Here is a 19638-nt window from a genome sequence, read left to right as displayed (position 1 = left end):
GTAGGGTCAACGGCCCCGGCACCCTGCCGGGACACCCCAAGGAAGAACGAACCATGACCAGAAAGGCCGTTATCGTTTTCAGCGGTGGACAAGACTCAACCACCTGCTTGATCCATGCATTGCCGATGTACGATGAAATTCATTGCATTACGTTTGATTATGGCCAGCGCCATCGTGCGGAAATCGAAGTGGCGCAACAGCTTTCAAAACAGCTTGGTGTGAAGGTGCACAAAGTATTGGACACTTCATTGTTGAGCGAACTGGCCATTAGCAGTTTGACGCGCGACCACATTCCAATTGCAAGGAGTACGGGGAACGGTGTGCCTGATACGTTCGTGCCTGGCAGGAATATTCTGTTTTTGACGTTGGCTTCTATTTATGCCTATCAAGTGGGTGCTGAAGCTGTCATCACCGGTGTGTGTGAAACAGAGAGCTCTGGTTATCCTGATTGTGGTGATGAATTTGTTAAGGTGTTGAACAGTGCCATTCACTTGGGCATGGACTATAAGATTCGAATCGAGACGCCGCTTATGCGGCTTAATAAAGCTGAGACCTGGGCTTTGGCTGATTATCATAAGCAGCTGGATTTGATTCGTTATCATACATTGACTTGTTATAACGGAATAATGGGAAGTGGGTGCGGCGATTGTGATGCTTGTAGCCTCCGTTCAAAAGGATTGAGTGAGTTTTTTGAGGGCAGAGAAGAGGTTTCGAATAGTCTAAAAATAAAAATAGGATTGTAAAAAAATATTGTGCTACTGGGAGAGCGCGTAACTTGTATTGACCGCGCTCTCCTTTGGTTTAATTTGTTTTGGCTCCTGCGATATAGCTTTTAAATAATGATCTTGCTCCGTATGCTGGAAAAACATTAAATACAGCGAAACACATCTTTATAGCTATCTGCGCATAAATCATATTGAGTATGTCGCTATTTTGCATTGTGCCGTAAAATGCAATGTAGCAAAAAAGGATGCTGTCGATTATTACTGCGAAGAAAGTGCTAAGGAATACACGCAAAAAAAGAAATCGGGAGTTTGTTAGTTCTTTTATCTTGCAAAGTAAATACGAATTCACGTATTCAGAAAATAGAAACGAAACTGATGACGCTACTAGAACTGACGACACATGAGTGACGACTTCTGCATACGGTACATCAAGCTTCCATCCGGGTAATCCAGGGAGATAAATGACAGCGTTCATTAGTAAAACAATTAGCGCGTTACTTGAAAAAGCAAATAGAAGGGCTTTCCTTGCCAGTTTAAGTCCGTAACTCTCGTTCAATAAATCAACGACTAAAAATGTTAGAGGATAAAGAAAAACAGCAGGGGGAATGACAAGATCAAACCATTCCAGGTAAATAAGTCTGGTCGCGGCGATGTTTGTGAAGATGTAAAGTGAAAGCAGGAGTACATTTAGTGCGACATAGATCATCCAAGATCGTTCATTGCGATCATTCATTTCGTAGGTGGTTAGCGCAGTCCCGCCAGAGTAATATTTGCGGTATATGTCCTTGATTTCCACCTTGCTTAGGTTATCTATTATTTCGCTTCTTAATACCTCGTCTAGCGTGATTTTTATAATTCTCCCTGTGGGAATCACCATAATAATGGCGCGTTTTTTGTTTCTTTCAAATCCCAATAATTTGTATTTGCTGTTTTCGACTTCATTGTTACTTTCCATTAAATCTCTCCTCGATCACATCTCCAATAATGCAAAAAGTATCACTGCAAAAGTCATCGCCTACGACAGTAAGCTTTTTCGTTGCTTTTTCGTATGCCAGCTTCTCTCCGTTGTCACTTGATAAGCCTTTCTTGACTATCAAGATATCTCCTGGCTCATTTGCATTAATGTCATTCTCCAGAAGCACACCTATTACATTGCAGGCCGTACCAAAGTAATACGTCAACGGATGCGTGATGGCCAGCTCGCCAATTCTTTTGTCCAGACTCTGAATCAGCAGGCTCTCTCTAATAATCGGGACTGCTGCCGGATTCATGTTTCCGAGTGGGGAGACGCTACTCTCTATTGTTTCTTTTTCTTCAAAATCAATCGTTTCTATTTCCGTATAAGACACACCAAAAAAATCCGATATTTTTCGAATCGTTGATTGTTGTACATGGACAACCTTTCCTTCCAAGATGTTGTAGATGGTTGTTCGGGTCAAGCCGCTGGAATTGCACAAGGAAAGCCGAGTCTCTCCGCGACTCTTTATCAAGTACTTGATATTGTTTTTTAATTTTTCTGTTCTGTCTTTCTTGTGCATTGAATATCTGCCATTTGCTTGTGTTGCAATAGATTACGAGTACAGGGTGATTCTCTTTGAGTGCTGCATCCTACACATCTGTCACCCAGACAAAAATGATAATTTTTCGAGCAAGGCGCGCAACGGTGAAATGGTTTTTCATTGCACGACTTGGTGCCATCATTGCATGTAAGACGTTGCCTACTCAGTATAAAGAATAGTCTTACAGTAATTAGGAAGTGTCAGAAATTTGTGAGGTAAAGCGGTTTTGGTGACTAAGGTCTGGAACTATTTGAATATTAAAATGATTTGTCGGGGAAGAATCATTTAATTACACAGATGTTCATTTATTTGATTAATTAAATAGAATTTTCTGGTAATAAATCTACCGATCCGCCCTGTATAGCCGTCACCCAATCCTGGTTGAAGGCAAGAGACGGGCGCTTTCTTACCCTCGCAAGGAGCACCAGCATGAAAAAGGTCACCTCAATCGCAACCGAATCGTCAGGCCTTCCAGCCGACGACACCGTCGCTTCATCCAGTCCCGCCAAAGTCACCGAACAACTCGTCAGCGTGCCCCTGCGCACTCACACACGTCCCGCATCTGCCAGCTATTTCTTCGCCGTCGTTCCGGATGTCGACACGGAATCCCTGCTCTGTCACGCCTCTGAAACCCTCGCCTCCCTCAGTGTCATGGCCACCGATCTCGCCCGTGAACTGGAAGGCCCTCGTCGCCATGTCATTGTGGGTATTCAGCAACTGTCTGCGCTGGGCGAATTGTTGGTCAATCGAGCACTGGACAACCTGGAACCGCCCCGGGGATCGTCTGACGTGCCGTCCAACTGCCAGCGCTGAATAATCGTGTGCCTTTACCCAATGGAGGTTTTTCATCATGGATCGATACATGCCTATCACTGGCATCGACTGCAACATCCCATCATTGCTGATCGACACCGAAGCACCACTGGACGTGTTGCATGAAACCGCGGCCTACCGCATTCGTACCGCAACGCAACTGCTGGAGAACATTGCGTTTGGCGAGGGTGTCCACAGTGAGCTGGCGCGGGTGTTGGTGACTTCACTGCGCGATGGCTGTGATTTGATGGATGTCGTCGGACGACGATTGCAGGGGCAGGTTTCAGCGTAGAAAAAAGGGGCGCCTTTCGGCGCCCCTTTACAAACAGGTAACGTGGGAATGATCAGCAGATTTTCCTCAGTCCTCGCGCTACATTAAAAGCCTCCGTCTGGTTTTGTGCGCTGAGTGTTCAGATCGCAGCCTTCGGCAGCTCCGGCGTCGGTAGGGGGGGAGCGTCCCTTCAGGCGCCGTTCTTGAGCAACTGGCTGAGCGCCTCCAGTTCACTTTTTTCCAGATCGGAAACCAGCACAAACCGCATGTGGTTCTCCTGCCAGAACACGACGTTAAAGCCGCGGACTGTCTGACTCTGCCGCTGCTTGTCCGCCTCCTGCGTGGGCAGGATAAACACATTGATTATGTGCCTGGCGCGCCCATAGCTCAGGGCCGCCGTGGTCTGATGTTGCAGGTAATCCAGCCGCCCACCCAACAACGGAAAACCCTGCGCCGAGTAATCGAATACGGGCGGCGAGAAGTCGAGCTTGCCGGTGAACCAGGGTTTCACGGTATGGCGGTCGGACGACACCACATCGTTCAAATGCTCGCCCATCAACGAGCGGACATGGCTGGAGACCGCCTCATCCATCAACGGCTGTTCACTGCCCGGCGTGACGACATACAGCATCACTGCCAAGGCCAGCGCTGTCGCTGAAAAAACAGGCGCGAACCATTTTCGCCAACGTTCCACTGCACGGGGTTCAGGTGCAACAGGGGCGAACAGGTTGGCCGTCAACGACGCCGGTGCCGAGTAATAAGGCGCATGCCGTTTCACGCTGACCTTCAATAGCCGCGCCTGATCATGCAGTCGCGCGCACTCGGCACATTCGGCCAAATGTCCGGCGACCCGGGCAGTCGTCACCGTATCCAGTTCCTTGTCCAGATAGCCATGAACCAGCGTCTGGCAAGCCGTGCAGTCGAGTTCATTCATGATCGTGCAACTTCAGTAGTTCGAGCTTGAGCATGGCGCGAGCCCTGGCCAGTCTCGACATGACGGTGCCGATGGGGATGTCGGCCACCAAGGCGATGTCCTTGTAGGGCATGTCTTCGAGCTCCTTGAGAATAATCACCTCGCGAAATACTGGCGGCAGGGCGCACAGGGCTTGCTGGACAAGCGCCGCGTTTTCCGTGTGAATGGCCAGCAACTCCGGGGTTTGGCCGTGACTCAATGCCGCATCGTCTTCGGGCAGTTCATCGCCGATGGACACCCAGTGGTGGCCGGCCGAGGCCTTGAGCCAGGTGTAGCTTTCGTTACGCACGATGGTCAGAAACCAGGCCTTGGCATTGCCGTCGGCGAAACGGTGCAAGAATCTGAAGGCCCGCAGGGCGCTTTCCTGCACGACATCGCGCGCGGCGCTGTCGTTTCCGGTGAGCCAGCGCGCGAGGTTGTAGGCGGCGTCCATGTGGGGCGCAAACAATTCCTCAAATCGCTTCATAGTGATTCCCGTAACGTCCCACCCCTATAACTGCCATTCGCCGGGTTTTATTCCCGGGGAAAAAATAATTTTCCGACGTGGAATAAAGACTTGTCCCGCAAGGTTGTATCTCGTGTCAGCTTCATCACTGTAGTCCGCTAGCGAGGGCACACCGATGGACATACATACGAAATACGAACGACGCACCGACGGTCCGCTGAACCCCGACCGCCGGACACTGCTCAAGTGCTCCGCGTGGGCCGGGGCCGGCGTGATCTGGGCCTTGAGCGGCGGCATTCCACGGGCCTTTGCGCTGGACGATTCCGGCAACGTCGCCGACCCCAAAGCGCTGGCCAGCACCTTCCACTTTGTGCAGATCAGCGACTCGCACATCGGTTTCAATAAGGAGGCCAACCCGGAACCGTTGAAGACCTTGCAGGTGGCCATCGACAAGGTCATCGCATTGCCGAAACGGCCGTCGTTGATCCTGCATACCGGCGACATCACCCACCTGTCGAAACCGGAAGAGTTCGACACGGCCGCGCAACTGCTCAAGGGCCTGCCGTCCACCGTGCATTACGTGCCGGGCGAGCACGACACCCTCGACGAGGGCGGCGGCAAGCTCTATCTGGAGCGTTACGGCAAGGGCACCAAAGGCAATGGCTGGTACAGCTTCGATGACCACGGCGTGCATTTCATCGGGCTGGTGAATGTCTTCAATTTCCAGGCTGGCCATGAAGCGACTCTTGGCGCCGATCAACTGGCCTGGCTGGCCGATGACTTGCGCGCCGTGACGAGCAGCACGCCAATCGTTGTGTTTACCCATATTCCGTTGTGGACGATTTATCAGCCGTGGGGTTGGGGCACCGAGGATGGCGATCAGGCGATTGCCATGCTGCGCAAGTACGGTTCGGTGACGGTGTTGAACGGGCATATCCATCAGGTCATCCAGAAGGTTGAAGGCAATATCACCTTCCACACCGCCCGCGGCACGGCTTATCCACAACCTGCACCGGGTACGGCGTCGGCACCGGGACCGATGACGGTGGCGGCTGATCAACTGCGCAATTATTTAGGACTCACCGATGTGCGAGCGACGCAGGGCGAGCATCCGCTGGCGCTGATCGATTCGACACTGGTTTAGCGGAGGCGCTGAGATGAAAACGCGACTGTTGGCTGTTGTCTGCCTGATGCTGTCGATGCCGGTATGGGCTCAGGAGGTGAAAATCGATATCAAGGAGTTCATGTTCGGGCCCAAGGATTTGAACGTGGCCGTGGGCACCAAAGTGACGTGGGTGAACGACGACCAGATTCCGCATACGGTGGCGGAAACCCACAAGGTGTTTCGCTCTGGGGCGCTGGATACCAGTGACAGCTTTTCCTGGGTATTCAACACGCCGGGGGAGTTTGAGTATTTTTGTGCGCTGCACCCGCAGATGATCGGGAAGATTGTGGTCAGTCAGTGATGCCGCAAGAAACTTGCGATAGATCCGGCTGAAGAAACCCTAATCCCCTGGGAGCAGGCTCGCTCTCACATTTGATCCATGTCGTTCACAAAATTTGTGTTCACTGAAGATCCCTTGTGGGAGCGAGCCTGGTCCGGGCGGCGATCCGACGAAGCTTTCAGACCTTCAACACCTTCCCGCCAATGGCCACCGCCACCAGCAACACCGCCATCAACCCGAAGGCAAAACTCAAACTGCTGCCATGGGCGATAAAACCGATCACCGCCGGGCCCGCGAGAATGCCCGCGTAACCCAAGGTGGTAATGGCCGGCACCGCAATGTGCTCAGGCATGACCGTCTGTTTACCGACCGCGGTATACAGCACCGGCACAATGTTCGAACAACCCGCCCCCAGTAACGCATACCCGACCAACGCCGCCTCCCAGGCTGGCGCAAACGTCGCCAACGCCAAGCCCGCTGCCGCCGTCAGGCCGCCGAACACCATCACCCGCGTCGCGCCCAGACGCCGGACAATCCTGTCCCCGGTCAGCCGCCCGGCGGTCATGGTCAGCGCAAACGCCGCGTAACCCAGCCCCGCATACGCCGTGTCGATCCCGCGTTCCTGTGCCAGGAACACTGCGCTCCAGTCGAGCGCCGCGCCTTCGGCCAGGAACACGATGAAACACATACCGCCGATAAACAGCACGATGCCATGGGGCACGGCAAACGCCGGTCCCGAGCTTTCACTGCCGTAAGGCAACAGGTGCGGCGCAGCTTTCAGCAAGGCCAGCACCAGCACGACAATCACCACCGCCATCGCTCCCAGCGGTGAAAGGCCCAAGCCGAGCAGGGCGCTGACACCCGCCGCGCCAACAATCCCGCCGAGGCTGAACATCCCGTGAAACCCCGACATCATGTTCTTGCCGCTGGCACGTTCGACGATCACCGCTTGCAGGTTCACCGTCGAGTCCACCGTGCCCAGGCCCGCGCCGAACATGAACAGCGTGGCTATCAACGCTGGAATCGATGACACCGTCGCCAACAGCGGCAGGGCCGCACAGATCAGCAACACCCCGGCGCTCACCACTCGGCGACAGCCGAAACGCGTGGCCAGAAGCCCTGCCATCGGCATCGCCAGAATCGACCCCACCCCCAGGCACAACAGCAGCAAACCGAGCGTCCCTTCATCCAGCCCGGCCCGAGCCTTGGCGTAGGGCACCAGCGGCGCCCACGCGGCGATGCCGAAACCGGCAATGAAAAAGGCGATCCGCGTGGACATCTGTTCCAGGCGTCCGGGGATGACGGGCGCAGACGTGTTGAGGGCAGTCATGAAAAATCCTTGGCGTTGCGGGTTGCTGACAATAGACCGAGGAGCATCCTTGCATATCAGACAGCGTGTCGCGACCCTGAGGGTTTCTCCTAATCGTCAATCGCAACGTTAAAACGCCCCTCCCGTTGTGCTGCCCATCTCGCTGGTCAAGCTCACGTTGGGACCCGGCTGCCAGCGCATGCCGCTAGACGGATCATAGGATCCCACGCCCCCTGGGCGTCTTAATGGTCGTGCAGGTTGATGAATTCAGAGTTGAAGGTTTCGAACACGCGCGGATTGTCAGTGTTTAGATTGGCTTTGCCATCAAGGAAAACGTCGCCTTTATCACAGGGTTCACAATCGTGACGCCATTCGTTTCGGCCTCTGAGGAACAGCGGTTCGGGGTTATTGTTGTCGGTCATGTGGTTGGGCATGACGTCGTCGATCACCTTTACGCCGGCGCCGTTTTGACCGGCGATGACCGCACCGCCAAACGTGAGGGCAATCAGCAGGTGTAATAGGAACGTCCTTTTCATGATCGTTACCACACGATAGAGGCGAGGTTCTACTTTGGGGCGAGTTGGATGGGCTGTCTGCTGTCACAACTGACAGGTTGCAGCGATTGTTTTGCGATAAGAGGCGGGGGTTAAATAACCGGATCGTTTGCGGTTTTCTTCCGGGAGCCCCTAAAGTACAGGTTCTTTTCTGGCTGATTTCAGGACCGATCCATGGCACCGTTCTACGATGCTCGAGGCAATATCTATGCGGTTGCAGCGCCCGAGGCCGTGCGCTGCGCGGGTATCGATTTACCTGAGCTGGCCGGTCCGGCAGCGCAAACCTGCGAGGCATGGGCGCTGTCGGCCATCGAGGCGTTCTGTGGCTGGGCGCCTGGTACACAACCGTCCGGCAGCAAGGACCATCGTTGCGATGGCTTGCTGATCGGGCCGTTTCAAGACTCGCCACCGTTTGACCTGCTGATCGTCAACACCGACGGCACCCTGGCCGAGCGCAGTGGCAATGGGCTGACGATTTTCTCCCAGGCCCTGAGTGAGCAAGGTCTGCTGCCGAGGGACGAGCTTTGTTTTCTCAGGGTTCATCACGACAAGGCTGATGCGGGTTCACCGGTTGACACTTCGGTGAAACCGGCCGAGGTCGAGGGAGTGAAAGGCTTCTGGCTGGATCTGGGCAAACCCTCGTTCGGGCCTGACGCGGTGGGGGCTAAAGGGGTTGAAAGCGTGGAGTTGAACGGTCGCGACGTCAGCCATGTGCAGCCGTTGTCGGCGCTCGATCCCGCCTGGTCTCGAAGCCAGTTCGTGCGCATCGGCAATCCTCATTGCGTGACACTTTTAGAGAGCGCCAAGGCATTGCCGAGCAATGAGCAGATGCGCGAACCCGGGCTGTCCGAAGGGCTGACGCGTATCGCTTATGCCATGCCGACCGGGGTAGGGGAGCCGTGTGCTGCTGGCGTCAATCTGCAATGGGCGATGTTTGAGTCAGAAGGGCGAGTCGTCGCGCGGGTATTCGAGCGCGGAGAAGGGCCGACGGCCTCGTCGGGCACCAGCGCCAGTGCGGTGGCTTGCGCGGCGTGGCGGGTGGGTTGGGTCAGTGCCGGGGAGGTGAAAGTGGTCATGCCCGGTGGTACGGCGCCGATTTTATTGGAGGAAGCGGGTGGTGAATTGAGTCGGGTCAGCCTGTTTGGTACGGCTCGATTGATGAGCTGAATGTTAGATTGCCATCGCGAGCAAGCTCGCTCCCACATTGGATCTGTGTCGTTCACAAATTTCCTGTGGGAGCGAGCTTGCTCGCGATGAGGCCCGTCCAGTCAGCGAAAATTCAGGGCTGATCCGCCCATTCCACCACCGGCATCTGCCGCTTCATCAACACCTTGCCATCGCGCACTGAATACAGCGGCAGGCCCTGACTGCGGATCACCTCGTAATCACTGTCCGCCGACAGAATCAGCAAATTCGCTGGCCGCCCGCGTTCCAGTCCATAACGATCACCCAGGTTCATGGCCTTGGCGCTGTTGTCGGTGACCAGGTCCAGCGCGCTTTGCAGGTTGCGGTACCCGAGCATGTGGCAGATGTGCAGGCCGGCTTCGAGCACCCGCAAGATATTGCCGTTGCCCAGCGGATACCACGGGTCGACGATCGAATCCTGACCGAAACACACGTTCATCCCGGCTTCGAGCAGCTCGTTGACACGGGTTACGCCACGGCGTTTCGGGAAGTTGTCGAAGCGCCCTTGCAGGTGAATGCTTTCGGTGGGGCAGGAGACAAAACTGATCCCCGAATGCCCGAGCAGGCGGAACAATTTGGCGCAGTAAGCGTTGTCGTAAGAGCCCATCGCCGTGGTGTGGCTGGCGGTCACTCGCGAGCCCATGTCGCGACTGCGGGCTTCTTCGGCCAGCACCTCCAGAAAACGTGAGTGCGGGTCGTCGGTTTCATCGCAATGCACGTCCACCAGGCAACCGGTGCGCTCGGCCAGGTCCATCAGGAATTTCACTGAACTCACGCCTTGATCGCGGGTGTACTCGAAATGCGGAATACCGCCGACCACATCGGCCCCCATGCGGATCGCTTCTTCCATCAGCTCGCGACCGTTACGGTACGACTCGATGCCTTCCTGCGGGAACGCAACGATCTGCATGTCGATCAGGTGACGGCTTTCCTCGCGCACTTCGAGCATCGCCTTGAGCGCGGTGAGCTGCGGGTCGGTGACGTCGACGTGAGTACGCACGTGCTGGATGCCGTGGGCGGCGAGGGTCTGGATGGTTTTCCTGGCGCGGGTTTTGGTGTCCTCTTCGGTGATGGTCACCTTGCGCTCGCCCCAGCACTCGATGCCTTCGAACAGCGTGCCGCTCATGTTCCAGCGCGGCTCGCCGGCGGTGAGCGTGGCGTCGAGGTGAATGTGCGGCTCGACGAAGGGTGGCACTACCAGGTTGCCGCCGGCGTCCAGATCATCGGGGCCCAGGGTCGGCGCTTCGGTCTGTCGGGCGATGTTGCTGATCAGGCCGTTTTCCAGGTGCAACTCATGCAGGCCATCTTGGTTGCGCAGGCGGGCGTTGATGATGTGCATCAGGCGAATCCTTTTATAGATCTTGTAATGGTGCGTTGGCAGTACGGGCACCCAGCATGCCGGTCAGTAACACATACGTTAGCGCGGCAGCGGCAATCCCTACCAGCGGCGCGACCCACGGTGAGTTGAACGCAGCAACGGTGCCGACTGCGTAGGCGGCCAAACCGGACCAATTGAACGCTGGCAATCGGGCATCGGCCAGACGTGGATACTGACCACGATAACGGTAGAAGAAGTCCGCCATGATCACGCCGCCAATCGGCGGAATCACGGTGCCCAGCAGAATCAGGTAGGGCACCAGCATGTCGTACATGCCCAGCAGCGCCAACAGCGTGCCGATCACCGCGCCCGCCAGGGTTACGGTTTTGCGACGGCGGGTGCGCAGCAGGTTGCAGCCAGCGACGGCGAAGTTGTAGATGGTGTTGTCCTGGGTGCTCCAGATATTGAGCAGCAACATCGCCATCGCCGCCATGGCGAAGCCTTGCAACAGCAACACTTCGACCACGTCCGGTTGCTGGTAGACGATTGCGCCATAGGCACCGATCAACACCATCAGACCGTTGCCGACGAAGAAGCCGATCAGGCTTGCCAGCACCGCGACGCGTGCTGAACGGGAGAAACGCGTCCAGTTGGTCGCCTGGGTTGCGCCGCTGACGAAGGTGCCAAACACCAAGGTAATCGCGGTCGACCAGTCCAGTGTCCCGGACGGAGCCACCGCGAGCAAACCGTCGAGCCCGCCGACCTTCACTGTGGCGACCCACATCGACAGCATCAGCAGCAACATCATCGCCGGCACGGCGATGTACGACAGAATTTCCAGGCCGCGATAACCAACGTACGCGGTCGCGCAAAACATCAGGCCGAACAGCACCATCAGCCCGAGAACGGCGCCCTCGCTCAATTCGAAATATTTGCCCAGCACCACGGCAGCAGTGGCCGTGCCCCAGGCGTACCAGCCGATTTGGGTAAAACCGAGGATCAGGTCGCTGAGCTTGCTGCCCACTTCACCGAAGCAAAAGCGCCCCATCAGCACCGAATTCAGGCCGCTCTTGAAGGCGATGTAGCCCAAAGCTGCGGCGTATATTCCCAGCAGCAGATTGCCGACGATAATCACCGCCATCATCTCGCCGAAGCTGAACGCCACTCCGAGCTTGCCGCCGGCAAACATGGTCGCGGTAAAAAAGGTGAAACCCAGCAGCACCATGGCCGTGGAGGCCAGGCCTTTGCGGGCATGCATCGGGACTTCGCTGAGGGGGTAGTCGTTGCCGGGATCGTTCTGCGTCATGGGGCGTTCCTTGCTGAATGAGTGACGCGGGGGCGTGTTGCAGTGGTCGTGCCAAGCGTGGGGTGGTGTAGTTATTTATAGCCGAGCGGGGGAATTTGGCTTGAGGAAGGCTCGATAGCGGTGCGGCAGTGGTGCAAGTTGGAACACTGCCGTTGATCATTCCCACGCAGAGCGTGGGAATGGTCATGAAGGTAAAAACCGCAGAAGCGCCGCGACAATCGCTTCCGGCGCATCTTCCTGAACCAGATGCCCGGCATTGGGAACCGTCTGAAACCGCGACCCCGGAATCATCTGATGCAACGCCTGCCCGCGCTCAATGGGAATCCACAGATCGTCTTCCCCCCACAGAATCTGCACCGGACAACGAATCGTCGGGTACAGCCCTTCGACCTCACGGGTATAACGCTCATCCATCTGCGCAATCTGCCGATAGAACGCCGCTTGCCCCGGATCGCCGAGCCACGGCTGCACGTAAGGCGCGAGTTCGTCGTCCGGGATTTCGCGCTTGATCGCCCCGCGAATATAGGTCGGCACGATGGCTTGCTGAATGTAATCGGGCAGGCCACTGAATGCCGCCTCATGCTGACGCACATGCTGCACAAACGGCGAACCCCAGGGCGTCAGCGCCACGGGATCAATCAGCGTCAGACTGCGGTAGTCCTTGCCGTTCAGCAGGTGAGCACGCAGAGCTGTGGCGCCGCCGAAGTCGTGAGCAACCACGTCTGGTCGCTCCAGCCCCCAGTGATCGAGCAAGTGAGCCAACAGGTCGTTCTGCACACCCAGCGACACATCGCCCTCGATTTTCTCCGATAGCCCATAACCCAACAGATCAAAGTAATGCACCCGATGCGTGGTGATGAAGTGCGGCGCAATCCGGTGCCACACGTAAGAAGAGAAGGGCGTGCCATGCACGAACACCAACGGCGGACCGTCGCCCCGTACGGCGTAGCGAACGGAGTGCCCGTTGAAGCGATAGGTCTGAGGCAGCGGCCAGTCAGTCATTGGGGGTGTCCTCTTGGCGTGTTCGAGTCAAAAAGCATAGGCATAAAAAAACCACCGGTCTCGGTGGTTTTTTTGATCTATCGGTTTACTCACCGTGATAGATGCAGCCGCTGGTGCATGTCTCGTGAATGCGGATCGCGCTGAGTTCCGGCAACAGAGGCTTCAATTCCTGCCAGATGAATTTGGCCAGCACTTCGCTGGTCGGATTTTCCAGGCCAGGAATGTCGTTCAGGTAGTTATGGTCCAGGCGCTCATAGAGCGGCTTGAAGATCGCCTTGATTTCCGAGAAGTCGCGGATCCAGCCCGTGTGCGGATCAAGATCGCCGCTCAGGTGGATCGCCACTTTGAACGAGTGACCGTGCAGGCGGCCGCACTTATGGCCGTCCGGTACGTGGGGCAGGCGGTGGGCGGATTCGAAGGTAAATTCTTTGAAGATTTCCACAGTGATTTCAGCTCTGTCAGGTGGCAATCGCCGCGGCGATATGGGCAGGCGGCGAGTTTACCAGTTTGCGTTTGGCGTTGCGGGAAAACACTGACTAAAGGGTCAGCAAGCGCTCCCCGAGGCGACCGCTGGCGGCCAGTTCGAGGAACTCATCGCCCATACGACGGCTTTCATCCATCGTCGTGCGCCAGTATTTCTGCCGACTCGGGGCATCGCCCATGAAGCGTTTGAAGTCGTTGCGGTCCGGGAGTTTGCCGTAGGGCAGGCGCGCCAGGTAATCCTTCGATGGCGCCAGCAACAGGACATCCTGCAAACGCGCAGGACACGCTCGTCGCCACGGCAGGGTCTTGTCGAACCAGCCGGGAATGACCCGGTCGGTGAAATGCGGATAGAGCACGATGTCGTTGCCGCTGTAGGGCAGGTCGAGGTGATAGTCCAGCAGACCGCCATCGCGAAACGTCCCGGCACCGGCCCCCGGCAAATCACGCACGCCTTCCATCACCATCGGGATCGAGCCTGAGGCGAGCAAGGCCTGGCGCAGGTTGCCGGCATTCAGCGCAATGAAGCGCGAGGGGAAATCGTTGAGTGCATGGACCGGCGGTGCCAGACGCGGATCGTGAATGATCAGCCGTTCGAAATGCCGCGACAGGCGCGCCCGGCCGCGCAGGTTGTCGGCAATCACCGATGACAGGCCCAGCCCCAGTCGGCCGCGATGATCGTCCGCCAGCAGGCCGTGGCTTTTGACCACCAAGATGTTCAGTCGGTAATGAGCGTTGTCCAGAATCGAAGCGTCGCGGCCGTCGAGCAGGTCATCGAGCATGCGCCGAGAGCTCTGGCTGATCTGCGCCATGGTCACGCCCTTGACGAAGTTCTGCTCGGTGTAGAGGTGACCGAGGCGGCGGATACCTTCGGCGGCATCCGGCAGGCAAGCGCTGGCGAAGCGCCAGGAACCCACCGACGCACCGATCAACGAGCGCTCCCGCGGTGCCGCCGGCAGCCATTCACCGAACAACGCCAGGTCCAGACCTTGAATCCCCAGCGCCTTGGGACCACCGGCGGCACCCGGCAGTGTGCCGACATCGGCGGCGCTCAAACCGTTTTCACGGATGCGCGCCAAGGCGCGAGGGCCGGCCTTGAGAGTCAGCGAGGGGAACTTGATGTGGATAGCTGTCATACCGGTCTCGAATGCAGGCAAGCGGGGGATTATAAGTGCATGAATCCCCTGTGGGAGCGAGCTTGCTCGCGATAGCTGTGTGACAGTCGACATATTTGTTGAAAGTTAAGCCGCCATCGCGAGCAAGCTCGCTCCCACAGGTTTTGTGTATGTCTGCGATGTCGGGTTGTCATGACCAATGATGGCAATTCAGTTTCAGTTAAGTTCGGATCGCTAAGGTGGCTCCCGTAGGCGACACATAAAAAAATATGGAGACACCCCATGAAAACCCTGACTGCCCTGTTCACCGCGTCCATCATCGGCATGACCGCCAGCATCGCCCACGCTCGCGACCTCGGCCCCGACGAAGCCCTGAGACTGCGCGACGCTGGTACCATTGTGTCTTTGGAGAAGCTCAACGCCACCGCTCTGACCAAACACACTGGTGCCACCATCACCGAAACCGAGCTGGAAGAAGAGTACGGCAAGTACATCTATCAGGTGGAATTGCGCGACCCTCAGGGCATTGACTGGGGCCTGGAATTGGACGCTGTCAGCGGGCAGATTCTCAAGGATCATCAGGATACGTAATGAAGGTAAATCTATGCACCAGCAGTCGAATGGCGCTGGCGCTTCTGGCTTTTTGCTCGGTGGTCATGGCCCGCGACCTGGATCAGGACGAAGCCCTGCGCCTGCGTCAACAGGGGGTGATCCTGCCGCTGGAGCAGCTGTTGCAGCAAGCGCTGGACCGCTACCCCGGGGCCAAATTGCTGGAAGCCGAGCTTGAAGAGAAACACGACGTCTACGTGTATGAAGTCGAGCTGCTGACCACCGAAGGCGTGGTTCGCGAACTGGACCTCGACGCCACCACCGGCCAGTTACTGAAAGACAAGGAAGATTGATCGATGCGTTTGCTTCTGGTGGAAGACCATGTGCCGCTGGCCGACGAACTGATGGCCGGCCTCAACCGTCAGGGTTACGCCGTTGACTGGCTGGCCGACGGTCGCGACGCGGTGTATCAGGGCAGCAGCGAGCCTTATGACCTGATCATCCTCGACCTCGGCCTGCCGGGTTTGCCAGGGCTCGAGGTGCTGACGCAATGGCGGGCCGCCGGCCTGTCGACGCCAGTGCTGATTCTCACTGCCCGTGATTCCTGGGCCGAACGGATCGAAGGTCTCAAGGCCGGCGCCGACGATTACCTGACCAAGCCCTTCCACCCCGAAGAGCTGCACTTGCGCGTCCAGGCGCTGTTGCGCCGTTCCCACGGCCATGCCAACCAGCCGACGCTCAAGGCTGCCGGACTGCACCTGGACGAAGGCCGCCAATGCGTGACCCGCGACGGTGCCGACATCCAGCTCACCGCCGCTGAATTCTGCCTGCTGCGTTATTTCATGCTGCACCCCGAGCAGATACTTTCCAAAAGCCACCTCGCCGAACACCTCTACGACGGTGAAACCGAGCGCGACTCCAACGTGCTCGAAGTCCGCGTCAACCACCTGCGGCGCAAACTCGGGCGCAGCGTCATCGAAACCCGTCGCGGCCAGGGTTACCTGTTCGGCGGGCAAGCCCAGTGAGGTCGATCCAGCGTCGCTTGAGCCTGGGGCTGATCAGCGTGATGGTGATCGTCGGCCTGGTGCTGGCGCAGACCAGCCTGTGGCTGTTCGAAATGGGTTTGCAGCGCTACCTCGAAGCCGGGCTGCGCAACGACAGCGAAAACCTGCTGGTGGCGCTGGTGCGTGGGCCGCAGGGTTTGCAGCTGGATGAGCGACACCTGTCGCCGGCCTATCAGCGACCGTTTTCCGGGCATTACTTCCGCATCGATTTTGCCGACAGCCATTGGCGCTCCCGTTCGCTGTGGGATCAGGAACTGCCGCGCCTCGACCATGCCGGCCTGCACAGCAACCTGGAATTGGGGCCGGAAGGCCAGCAATTGTTGGTGCTGCGTTCGGACTATCGGCGCCTGGGCCAGTCGATTTCAATCAGCGTGGCCCAGGATTACACGCCGGTACGCGAGAGTTTCCAGCGCATGCGTCAAGTCGGATTGGGCCTAGGGCTGACGGGACTGCTGCTGATTTTGCTGCTGCAACGGATCACCGTGCGCCGCGCCTTGCGCCCTCTGGAAAAGGCGCGAGAGCAGATCGCCCAGTTGCAGCAGGGCCAGCGCTCGCAACTCGATGACCAGGTGCCGGTAGAGCTTGAACCGTTAGTGGCGCAGATCAACCATTTGCTGGCGCACACCGAAGACAGCCTCAAGCGTTCGCGCAATGCGCTGGGCAACCTCGGCCACGCCTTGAAAACCCCGTTGGCGGTGTTGTTGAGCCTGGCTTCAAGCGAGAAACTCGACGCGCATCCGGAGCTGCGCAAGGTGATGCAGGCGCAGCTGGAGCAGGTCCAGCAACGACTGAATCGCGAACTTAATCGCGCCCGGTTATCCGGCGATGCATTGCCGGGGGCGTTGTTTGATTGCGATGCCGAATTGCCTGGGTTATTGGCGACGTTGAACATGATTCATGGTGAGCATCTGGACCTCAGCTATGTGGCGCCGAAGGGGTTGCAACTGCCTTGGGATCGCGAGGACTTGCTCGAACTGCTCGGTAACTTGCTGGACAACGCCTGCAAATGGGCGGACGCCGAGGTTCGTTTGAGCGTGGTCGAGACGGCCGAAGGGTTTGAGTTAAGCGTGGAAGACGATGGGCCGGGGATTCCCGAAAACCAGCGCGATCAGGTGTTCAGCCGGGGTACTCGGCTTGATGAACAAACGGATGGGCATGGGTTGGGATTGGGGATTGTGCGGGACATCGTCGATACGTGGGGCGGGGTGTTGCGGTTGGCGGAGAGTGAGTGGGGTGGGTTGAAGGTCGTGATCGAATTACCCAAACGCTGAGTAACCTGTGGGAGCAAGCTTGCTCCCACATTGGATCTTCAGTGGGTACTGAATTTGGGTTAAACCCGGAACTGATCCATCAAACTCTGCTGCTGATTCGCCAGGCTATTGAGCGACTGACTCACCCGCGCCGATTCATTGGCCTGCCCCGACAGCGACTCCGTCACATCCCGAATCGTCGCCACGTTGTTGTTGATCTCCTCGGCCACGGCGCTTTGCTCTTCCGCGGCACTGGCGATCTGCAGGTTCATGTCGCTGATCACCGTCACCGCCTCACCAATCTGCCGTAGCGCCGTCACCGCCTGACCCACCTGTTCGACACTGCCCTGAGCCTGACGATGGCTGTTGTTCATCGAGCCAACCACGTCCTGCGTGCCGCTCTGCAACTGCTCAATCACCAGACGGGTTTCTTCGACAGACTCCTGGGTCCGGCGTGCCAGATTGCGCACTTCATCGGCCACTACGGCAAAACCGCGCCCGGCTTCACCGGCACGAGCGGCCTCGATGGCGGCGTTAAGCGCCAGCAGGTTGGTCTGTTCTGCGATGGCCCGAATCACTTCCAGCACCGAACCGATCTTCTCGCTGTTGGCCGCCAGGCCTTCGACTTGAACCATCGCCGCGCTCATGTCGGCGGCGAGGCTGTCGATGCTGGCGGTGGTGCGGTCGATCACGGTCAGACCGCGACGGGTGGCCTGATCTGCATCCCGCGCTGCCTGTGCCGCTTGCGCTGCACTGCGAGCAACGTCTTGAGCGGTGGCGCTCATTTCGTGGGAAGCGGTAGCGACCTGATCCACCTGACGGTATTGCTGCTCCATGCCAGCGCTGGTCTGGGTGGCGATGGCGGACGACTGATCCGCCGTGCTGCGTGCGTCCTGCACCGAGCGTTTGACCTCGGCGATGATCGGTTGCAGCTTGTCGAGGAAGCGGTTGAACCAGCCGGCCAATTGGCCGAGTTCGTCCTTTTTGTCGTAGGCCAGGCGGCGCGTCAGATCGCCTTCGCCGCTGGCAATGTCCTCGAGCATGTGCGCCACGCCCAGGATCGGCCTGGTCACGCTGCGGGCCATCAGCCACACCAGCAACAGGCCAATCAACGCCGCCAGCACACCCAGGCCGAGTTCGACCAGGGTGCCGGCGGTGTTGCTGTCATCGAGTTGCTTTTTCAACGCTTCGGCGGGGCCGACCAGGACTTTCTCCGGCACCTCGAGCAACACGCCCCAGGACTTGCCGCCGGGAATCGGCTGGAACGGCGACAGCACTTTGAGCTGTTGATTGTTGTGCAGGCTTTCGGTCTTGCTGCTGGCGGCGAGCATGCGGATCAGCTCGGCACCGTTGGTCTTGTCCACGGCGTCCAGGCGCTGGCTGAGTTTGCTGGCGTCCGGGCTGTAGCCGGCCAGCAAACCGACCGGGCTGATGATGCTGACGTTGGTCTGGCCGTCATAGAGCTTCTTGCTCGCACCTTGGCTGACGGCTTGCAGGCTGTTGAGGTTGATGTCCACCGACAGCGAAGCAATGACCTTGCCGTTGACCGTCAGCGGGAAAACGATGCTGGTCATCAGCACGTTCTGGCCGTCGATCACGTAGAAGTAGGGTTCGATCACGCAGGGCTTGAGGGTCGTGCGCGGGCAGGTGAACCAGGCATTGGCCGGTTCGCCGCTGGGGCCGGTGCTGATGTCGGCCATGTCGCTTTCCGGTAGCGCCATCGACGTCACCTTGCCAGGCGTCGGTTGCGACCAGTACAGGGCAAAACGGCCCTTGTCGTTGCTGCCCAGTTCGGCCTGGCCGGCGAACAGATCGTCCTTGCCGTCCAGCGCGTTGGCTTCGAACACCAGCGAGAGGCCGAGCAGTTCCGGGTTGGCTTGTAGGGCTGACTTGACCTGACGTGTCAGGTCTTCACGCAGGTCAAAGGCATCGAGGAAGCGCTTCTCGGCCTGGTCGCGCAGGAACAGCACCTGACGCGAAAAGCCGTGGCCATATTGATAGGCATCCATGAACTGCTGGCGAATCCCCAGCGCCTGGTTTTCACCCTGGGATTCGATCCGGGCCTGGGCAGCTTCGGTGAGCATCTCCATGCTGGATGCTTTCACCATCTCGGAGCTGTGCTCCATGCGATACAGCGAAAGACCCACCAGCAGGGTCACGATGCCGGCCAGGCACAGCCCGGCCAGCAGGGTGATTTTCCATTGAATGGAAAGTTGTCTGAGCGACATGGAGACGTCCTTTATTCGATAAATATCTGAGACTTTGCACTGTAACG

The 19638-nt window shown here is 57.8% G+C and carries 22 protein-coding genes; 10 read left to right on the top strand and 12 right to left on the bottom strand.

Features of this window, described 5'->3' with window-relative positions:
- Nucleotides 1-53: 53 nt before the first annotated feature.
- On the top strand, nt 54-743 hold the full coding sequence (queC, locus tag MO767_RS13800; RefSeq protein WP_282480991.1) for a 7-cyano-7-deazaguanine synthase QueC: 690 nt from the start codon (nt 54-56) through the stop codon (nt 741-743).
- A 58-nt stretch (nt 744-801) separates the two neighbouring features.
- Here the strand turns inward: queC and MO767_RS13795 are convergent, their stop codons facing one another.
- Nucleotides 802-1680: a queuosine precursor transporter gene (locus tag MO767_RS13795; RefSeq protein WP_282480937.1), complete on the bottom strand. Its 879-nt coding sequence runs from the start codon at nt 1678-1680 to the stop codon at nt 802-804.
- On the bottom strand, nt 1670-2263 hold the full coding sequence (locus tag MO767_RS13790) for a helix-turn-helix transcriptional regulator (protein WP_282480936.1): 594 nt from the start codon (nt 2261-2263) through the stop codon (nt 1670-1672). The genes MO767_RS13795 and MO767_RS13790 overlap by 11 nt, the downstream gene beginning before the upstream one ends.
- A gap of 450 nt (nt 2264-2713) precedes the next feature.
- Between MO767_RS13790 and MO767_RS13785 the strand changes: the two genes are divergently transcribed.
- Nucleotides 2714-3097 (top strand): DUF6124 family protein, encoded by a 384-nt coding sequence (locus MO767_RS13785; protein ID WP_282480935.1) that lies wholly within the window; start codon nt 2714-2716, stop codon nt 3095-3097.
- Between the two features lie 37 nt (nt 3098-3134).
- Nucleotides 3135-3389: a hypothetical protein gene (locus MO767_RS13780; protein WP_282480934.1), complete on the top strand. Its 255-nt coding sequence runs from the start codon at nt 3135-3137 to the stop codon at nt 3387-3389.
- A 169-nt stretch (nt 3390-3558) separates the two neighbouring features.
- Here MO767_RS13780 and MO767_RS13775 read toward each other — a convergent pair whose 3' ends face one another.
- Both MO767_RS13775 and MO767_RS13770 read right to left on the bottom strand, forming a co-directional pair.
- Complete coding sequence (locus MO767_RS13775; protein ID WP_282480933.1) at nt 3559-4302, bottom strand: anti-sigma factor; 744 nt, start codon at nt 4300-4302, stop codon at nt 3559-3561.
- On the bottom strand, nt 4295-4807 hold the full coding sequence (locus tag MO767_RS13770; RefSeq protein ID WP_282480932.1) for a sigma-70 family RNA polymerase sigma factor: 513 nt from the start codon (nt 4805-4807) through the stop codon (nt 4295-4297). Before MO767_RS13770 ends, MO767_RS13775 begins: the two co-directional genes overlap by 8 nt.
- Nucleotides 4808-4961: 154 nt before the next feature.
- Between MO767_RS13770 and MO767_RS13765 the strand changes: the two genes are divergently transcribed.
- Together MO767_RS13765 and MO767_RS13760 are read left to right on the top strand one after the other, a co-directional pair.
- Complete coding sequence (locus MO767_RS13765) at nt 4962-5930, top strand: metallophosphoesterase (RefSeq protein ID WP_282480931.1); 969 nt, start codon at nt 4962-4964, stop codon at nt 5928-5930.
- A 13-nt stretch (nt 5931-5943) separates the two neighbouring features.
- Nucleotides 5944-6252: a plastocyanin/azurin family copper-binding protein gene (locus MO767_RS13760; RefSeq protein WP_282480930.1), complete on the top strand. Its 309-nt coding sequence runs from the start codon at nt 5944-5946 to the stop codon at nt 6250-6252.
- Nucleotides 6253-6409: 157 nt separating this feature from the next.
- Here the strand turns inward: MO767_RS13760 and MO767_RS13755 are convergent, their stop codons facing one another.
- Together MO767_RS13755 and MO767_RS13750 are read right to left on the bottom strand one after the other, a co-directional pair.
- Nucleotides 6410-7561: an MFS transporter gene (locus MO767_RS13755; protein WP_282480929.1), complete on the bottom strand. Its 1152-nt coding sequence runs from the start codon at nt 7559-7561 to the stop codon at nt 6410-6412.
- A 221-nt stretch (nt 7562-7782) separates the two neighbouring features.
- A complete protein-coding gene (locus MO767_RS13750) occupies nt 7783-8076 on the bottom strand; it encodes a hypothetical protein (RefSeq protein WP_282480928.1) in 294 nt (97 codons plus the stop codon).
- A 192-nt stretch (nt 8077-8268) separates the two neighbouring features.
- Here MO767_RS13750 and MO767_RS13745 point away from each other — a divergent pair, with 192 nt between their 5' ends.
- On the top strand, nt 8269-9261 hold the full coding sequence (locus MO767_RS13745) for a diaminopimelate epimerase (RefSeq protein WP_282480927.1): 993 nt from the start codon (nt 8269-8271) through the stop codon (nt 9259-9261).
- 112 nt (nt 9262-9373) lie between these two features.
- On the opposite strand, the gene codA is transcribed toward MO767_RS13745, so the two are convergent.
- The 5 genes from codA to MO767_RS13720 all read right to left on the bottom strand — a co-directional run bounded on the left by codA (nt 9374) and on the right by MO767_RS13720 (nt 14521).
- The gene (gene codA / locus MO767_RS13740) at nt 9374-10618 is read right to left on the bottom strand and encodes a cytosine deaminase (protein ID WP_282480926.1); all 1245 of its coding nucleotides are present in this window, start codon (nt 10616-10618) and stop codon (nt 9374-9376) included.
- A gap of 13 nt (nt 10619-10631) precedes the next feature.
- Entirely contained in the window at nt 10632-11903 is a 1272-nt protein-coding gene (gene codB, locus MO767_RS13735; RefSeq protein WP_282480925.1) for a cytosine permease, read from the bottom strand.
- 183 nt (nt 11904-12086) lie between these two features.
- Nucleotides 12087-12905 (bottom strand): alpha/beta hydrolase, encoded by an 819-nt coding sequence (locus tag MO767_RS13730; RefSeq protein WP_282480924.1) that lies wholly within the window; start codon nt 12903-12905, stop codon nt 12087-12089.
- An 85-nt stretch (nt 12906-12990) separates the two neighbouring features.
- Entirely contained in the window at nt 12991-13347 is a 357-nt protein-coding gene (gene queD / locus MO767_RS13725) for a 6-carboxytetrahydropterin synthase QueD (protein WP_282480923.1), read from the bottom strand.
- A 94-nt stretch (nt 13348-13441) separates the two neighbouring features.
- Entirely contained in the window at nt 13442-14521 is a 1080-nt protein-coding gene (locus MO767_RS13720) for a patatin-like phospholipase family protein (RefSeq protein WP_282480922.1), read from the bottom strand.
- A 261-nt stretch (nt 14522-14782) separates the two neighbouring features.
- Between MO767_RS13720 and MO767_RS13715 the strand changes: the two genes are divergently transcribed.
- Genes MO767_RS13715 through MO767_RS13700 form a run of 4 tightly spaced genes read left to right on the top strand, consistent with a single transcriptional unit; the run spans nt 14783 to nt 17384 of the window.
- Nucleotides 14783-15091, top strand: coding sequence for a PepSY domain-containing protein (locus MO767_RS13715; RefSeq protein WP_282480921.1), 309 nt, complete (start codon nt 14783-14785; stop codon nt 15089-15091).
- The gene (locus MO767_RS13710) at nt 15091-15402 is read left to right on the top strand and encodes a PepSY domain-containing protein (RefSeq protein ID WP_282480920.1); all 312 of its coding nucleotides are present in this window, start codon (nt 15091-15093) and stop codon (nt 15400-15402) included. Before MO767_RS13715 ends, MO767_RS13710 begins: the two co-directional genes overlap by 1 nt.
- A 3-nt stretch (nt 15403-15405) precedes the next feature.
- Entirely contained in the window at nt 15406-16074 is a 669-nt protein-coding gene (locus tag MO767_RS13705) for a response regulator transcription factor (RefSeq protein ID WP_282480919.1), read from the top strand.
- On the top strand, nt 16071-17384 hold the full coding sequence (locus MO767_RS13700; RefSeq protein WP_282480918.1) for a sensor histidine kinase: 1314 nt from the start codon (nt 16071-16073) through the stop codon (nt 17382-17384). Before MO767_RS13705 ends, MO767_RS13700 begins: the two co-directional genes overlap by 4 nt.
- Nucleotides 17385-17443: 59 nt before the next feature.
- Here MO767_RS13700 and MO767_RS13695 read toward each other — a convergent pair whose 3' ends face one another.
- Nucleotides 17444-19591, bottom strand: a complete 2148-nt coding sequence (locus tag MO767_RS13695; RefSeq protein ID WP_282480917.1) for a methyl-accepting chemotaxis protein — start codon at nt 19589-19591, stop codon at nt 17444-17446.
- Between the last annotated feature and the right edge of the window lie 47 nt (nt 19592-19638).

The organism is Pseudomonas sp. UYIF39, assembly GCF_029963765.1.
Lineage (GTDB): Bacteria > Pseudomonadota > Gammaproteobacteria > Pseudomonadales > Pseudomonadaceae > Aquipseudomonas.
Note: the sequence above shows the minus strand (reverse complement) of the source record. Positions and strands in the feature narration are given on the sequence as shown.

What these genes read in the sequence shown, in the direction of transcription:
- MO767_RS13730 (WP_282480924.1), bottom strand. Translation starts at nt 12,905, where the DNA reads ATGACTGACTGGCCGCTGCCTCAGACCTATCGCTTCAACGGGCACTCC.
- MO767_RS13765 (WP_282480931.1), top strand. Translation starts at nt 4,962, where the DNA reads ATGGACATACATACGAAATACGAACGACGCACCGACGGTCCGCTGAAC.
- MO767_RS13715 (WP_282480921.1), top strand. Translation starts at nt 14,783, where the DNA reads ATGAAAACCCTGACTGCCCTGTTCACCGCGTCCATCATCGGCATGACC.
- MO767_RS13780 (WP_282480934.1), top strand. Translation starts at nt 3,135, where the DNA reads ATGGATCGATACATGCCTATCACTGGCATCGACTGCAACATCCCATCA.
- MO767_RS13795 (WP_282480937.1), bottom strand. Translation starts at nt 1,680, where the DNA reads ATGGAAAGTAACAATGAAGTCGAAAACAGCAAATACAAATTATTGGGA.
- MO767_RS13790 (WP_282480936.1), bottom strand. Translation starts at nt 2,263, where the DNA reads ATGCACAAGAAAGACAGAACAGAAAAATTAAAAAACAATATCAAGTAC.
- MO767_RS13710 (WP_282480920.1), top strand. Translation starts at nt 15,091, where the DNA reads ATGAAGGTAAATCTATGCACCAGCAGTCGAATGGCGCTGGCGCTTCTG.
- MO767_RS13785 (WP_282480935.1), top strand. Translation starts at nt 2,714, where the DNA reads ATGAAAAAGGTCACCTCAATCGCAACCGAATCGTCAGGCCTTCCAGCC.
- MO767_RS13750 (WP_282480928.1), bottom strand. Translation starts at nt 8,076, where the DNA reads ATGAAAAGGACGTTCCTATTACACCTGCTGATTGCCCTCACGTTTGGC.
- MO767_RS13770 (WP_282480932.1), bottom strand. Translation starts at nt 4,807, where the DNA reads ATGAAGCGATTTGAGGAATTGTTTGCGCCCCACATGGACGCCGCCTAC.
- MO767_RS13775 (WP_282480933.1), bottom strand. Translation starts at nt 4,302, where the DNA reads ATGAATGAACTCGACTGCACGGCTTGCCAGACGCTGGTTCATGGCTAT.
- queC (WP_282480991.1), top strand. Translation starts at nt 54, where the DNA reads ATGACCAGAAAGGCCGTTATCGTTTTCAGCGGTGGACAAGACTCAACC.
- MO767_RS13705 (WP_282480919.1), top strand. Translation starts at nt 15,406, where the DNA reads ATGCGTTTGCTTCTGGTGGAAGACCATGTGCCGCTGGCCGACGAACTG.
- MO767_RS13755 (WP_282480929.1), bottom strand. Translation starts at nt 7,561, where the DNA reads ATGACTGCCCTCAACACGTCTGCGCCCGTCATCCCCGGACGCCTGGAA.
- MO767_RS13720 (WP_282480922.1), bottom strand. Translation starts at nt 14,521, where the DNA reads ATGACAGCTATCCACATCAAGTTCCCCTCGCTGACTCTCAAGGCCGGC.
- MO767_RS13760 (WP_282480930.1), top strand. Translation starts at nt 5,944, where the DNA reads ATGAAAACGCGACTGTTGGCTGTTGTCTGCCTGATGCTGTCGATGCCG.
- codA (WP_282480926.1), bottom strand. Translation starts at nt 10,618, where the DNA reads ATGCACATCATCAACGCCCGCCTGCGCAACCAAGATGGCCTGCATGAG.
- codB (WP_282480925.1), bottom strand. Translation starts at nt 11,903, where the DNA reads ATGACGCAGAACGATCCCGGCAACGACTACCCCCTCAGCGAAGTCCCG.
- MO767_RS13745 (WP_282480927.1), top strand. Translation starts at nt 8,269, where the DNA reads ATGGCACCGTTCTACGATGCTCGAGGCAATATCTATGCGGTTGCAGCG.
- MO767_RS13695 (WP_282480917.1), bottom strand. Translation starts at nt 19,591, where the DNA reads ATGTCGCTCAGACAACTTTCCATTCAATGGAAAATCACCCTGCTGGCC.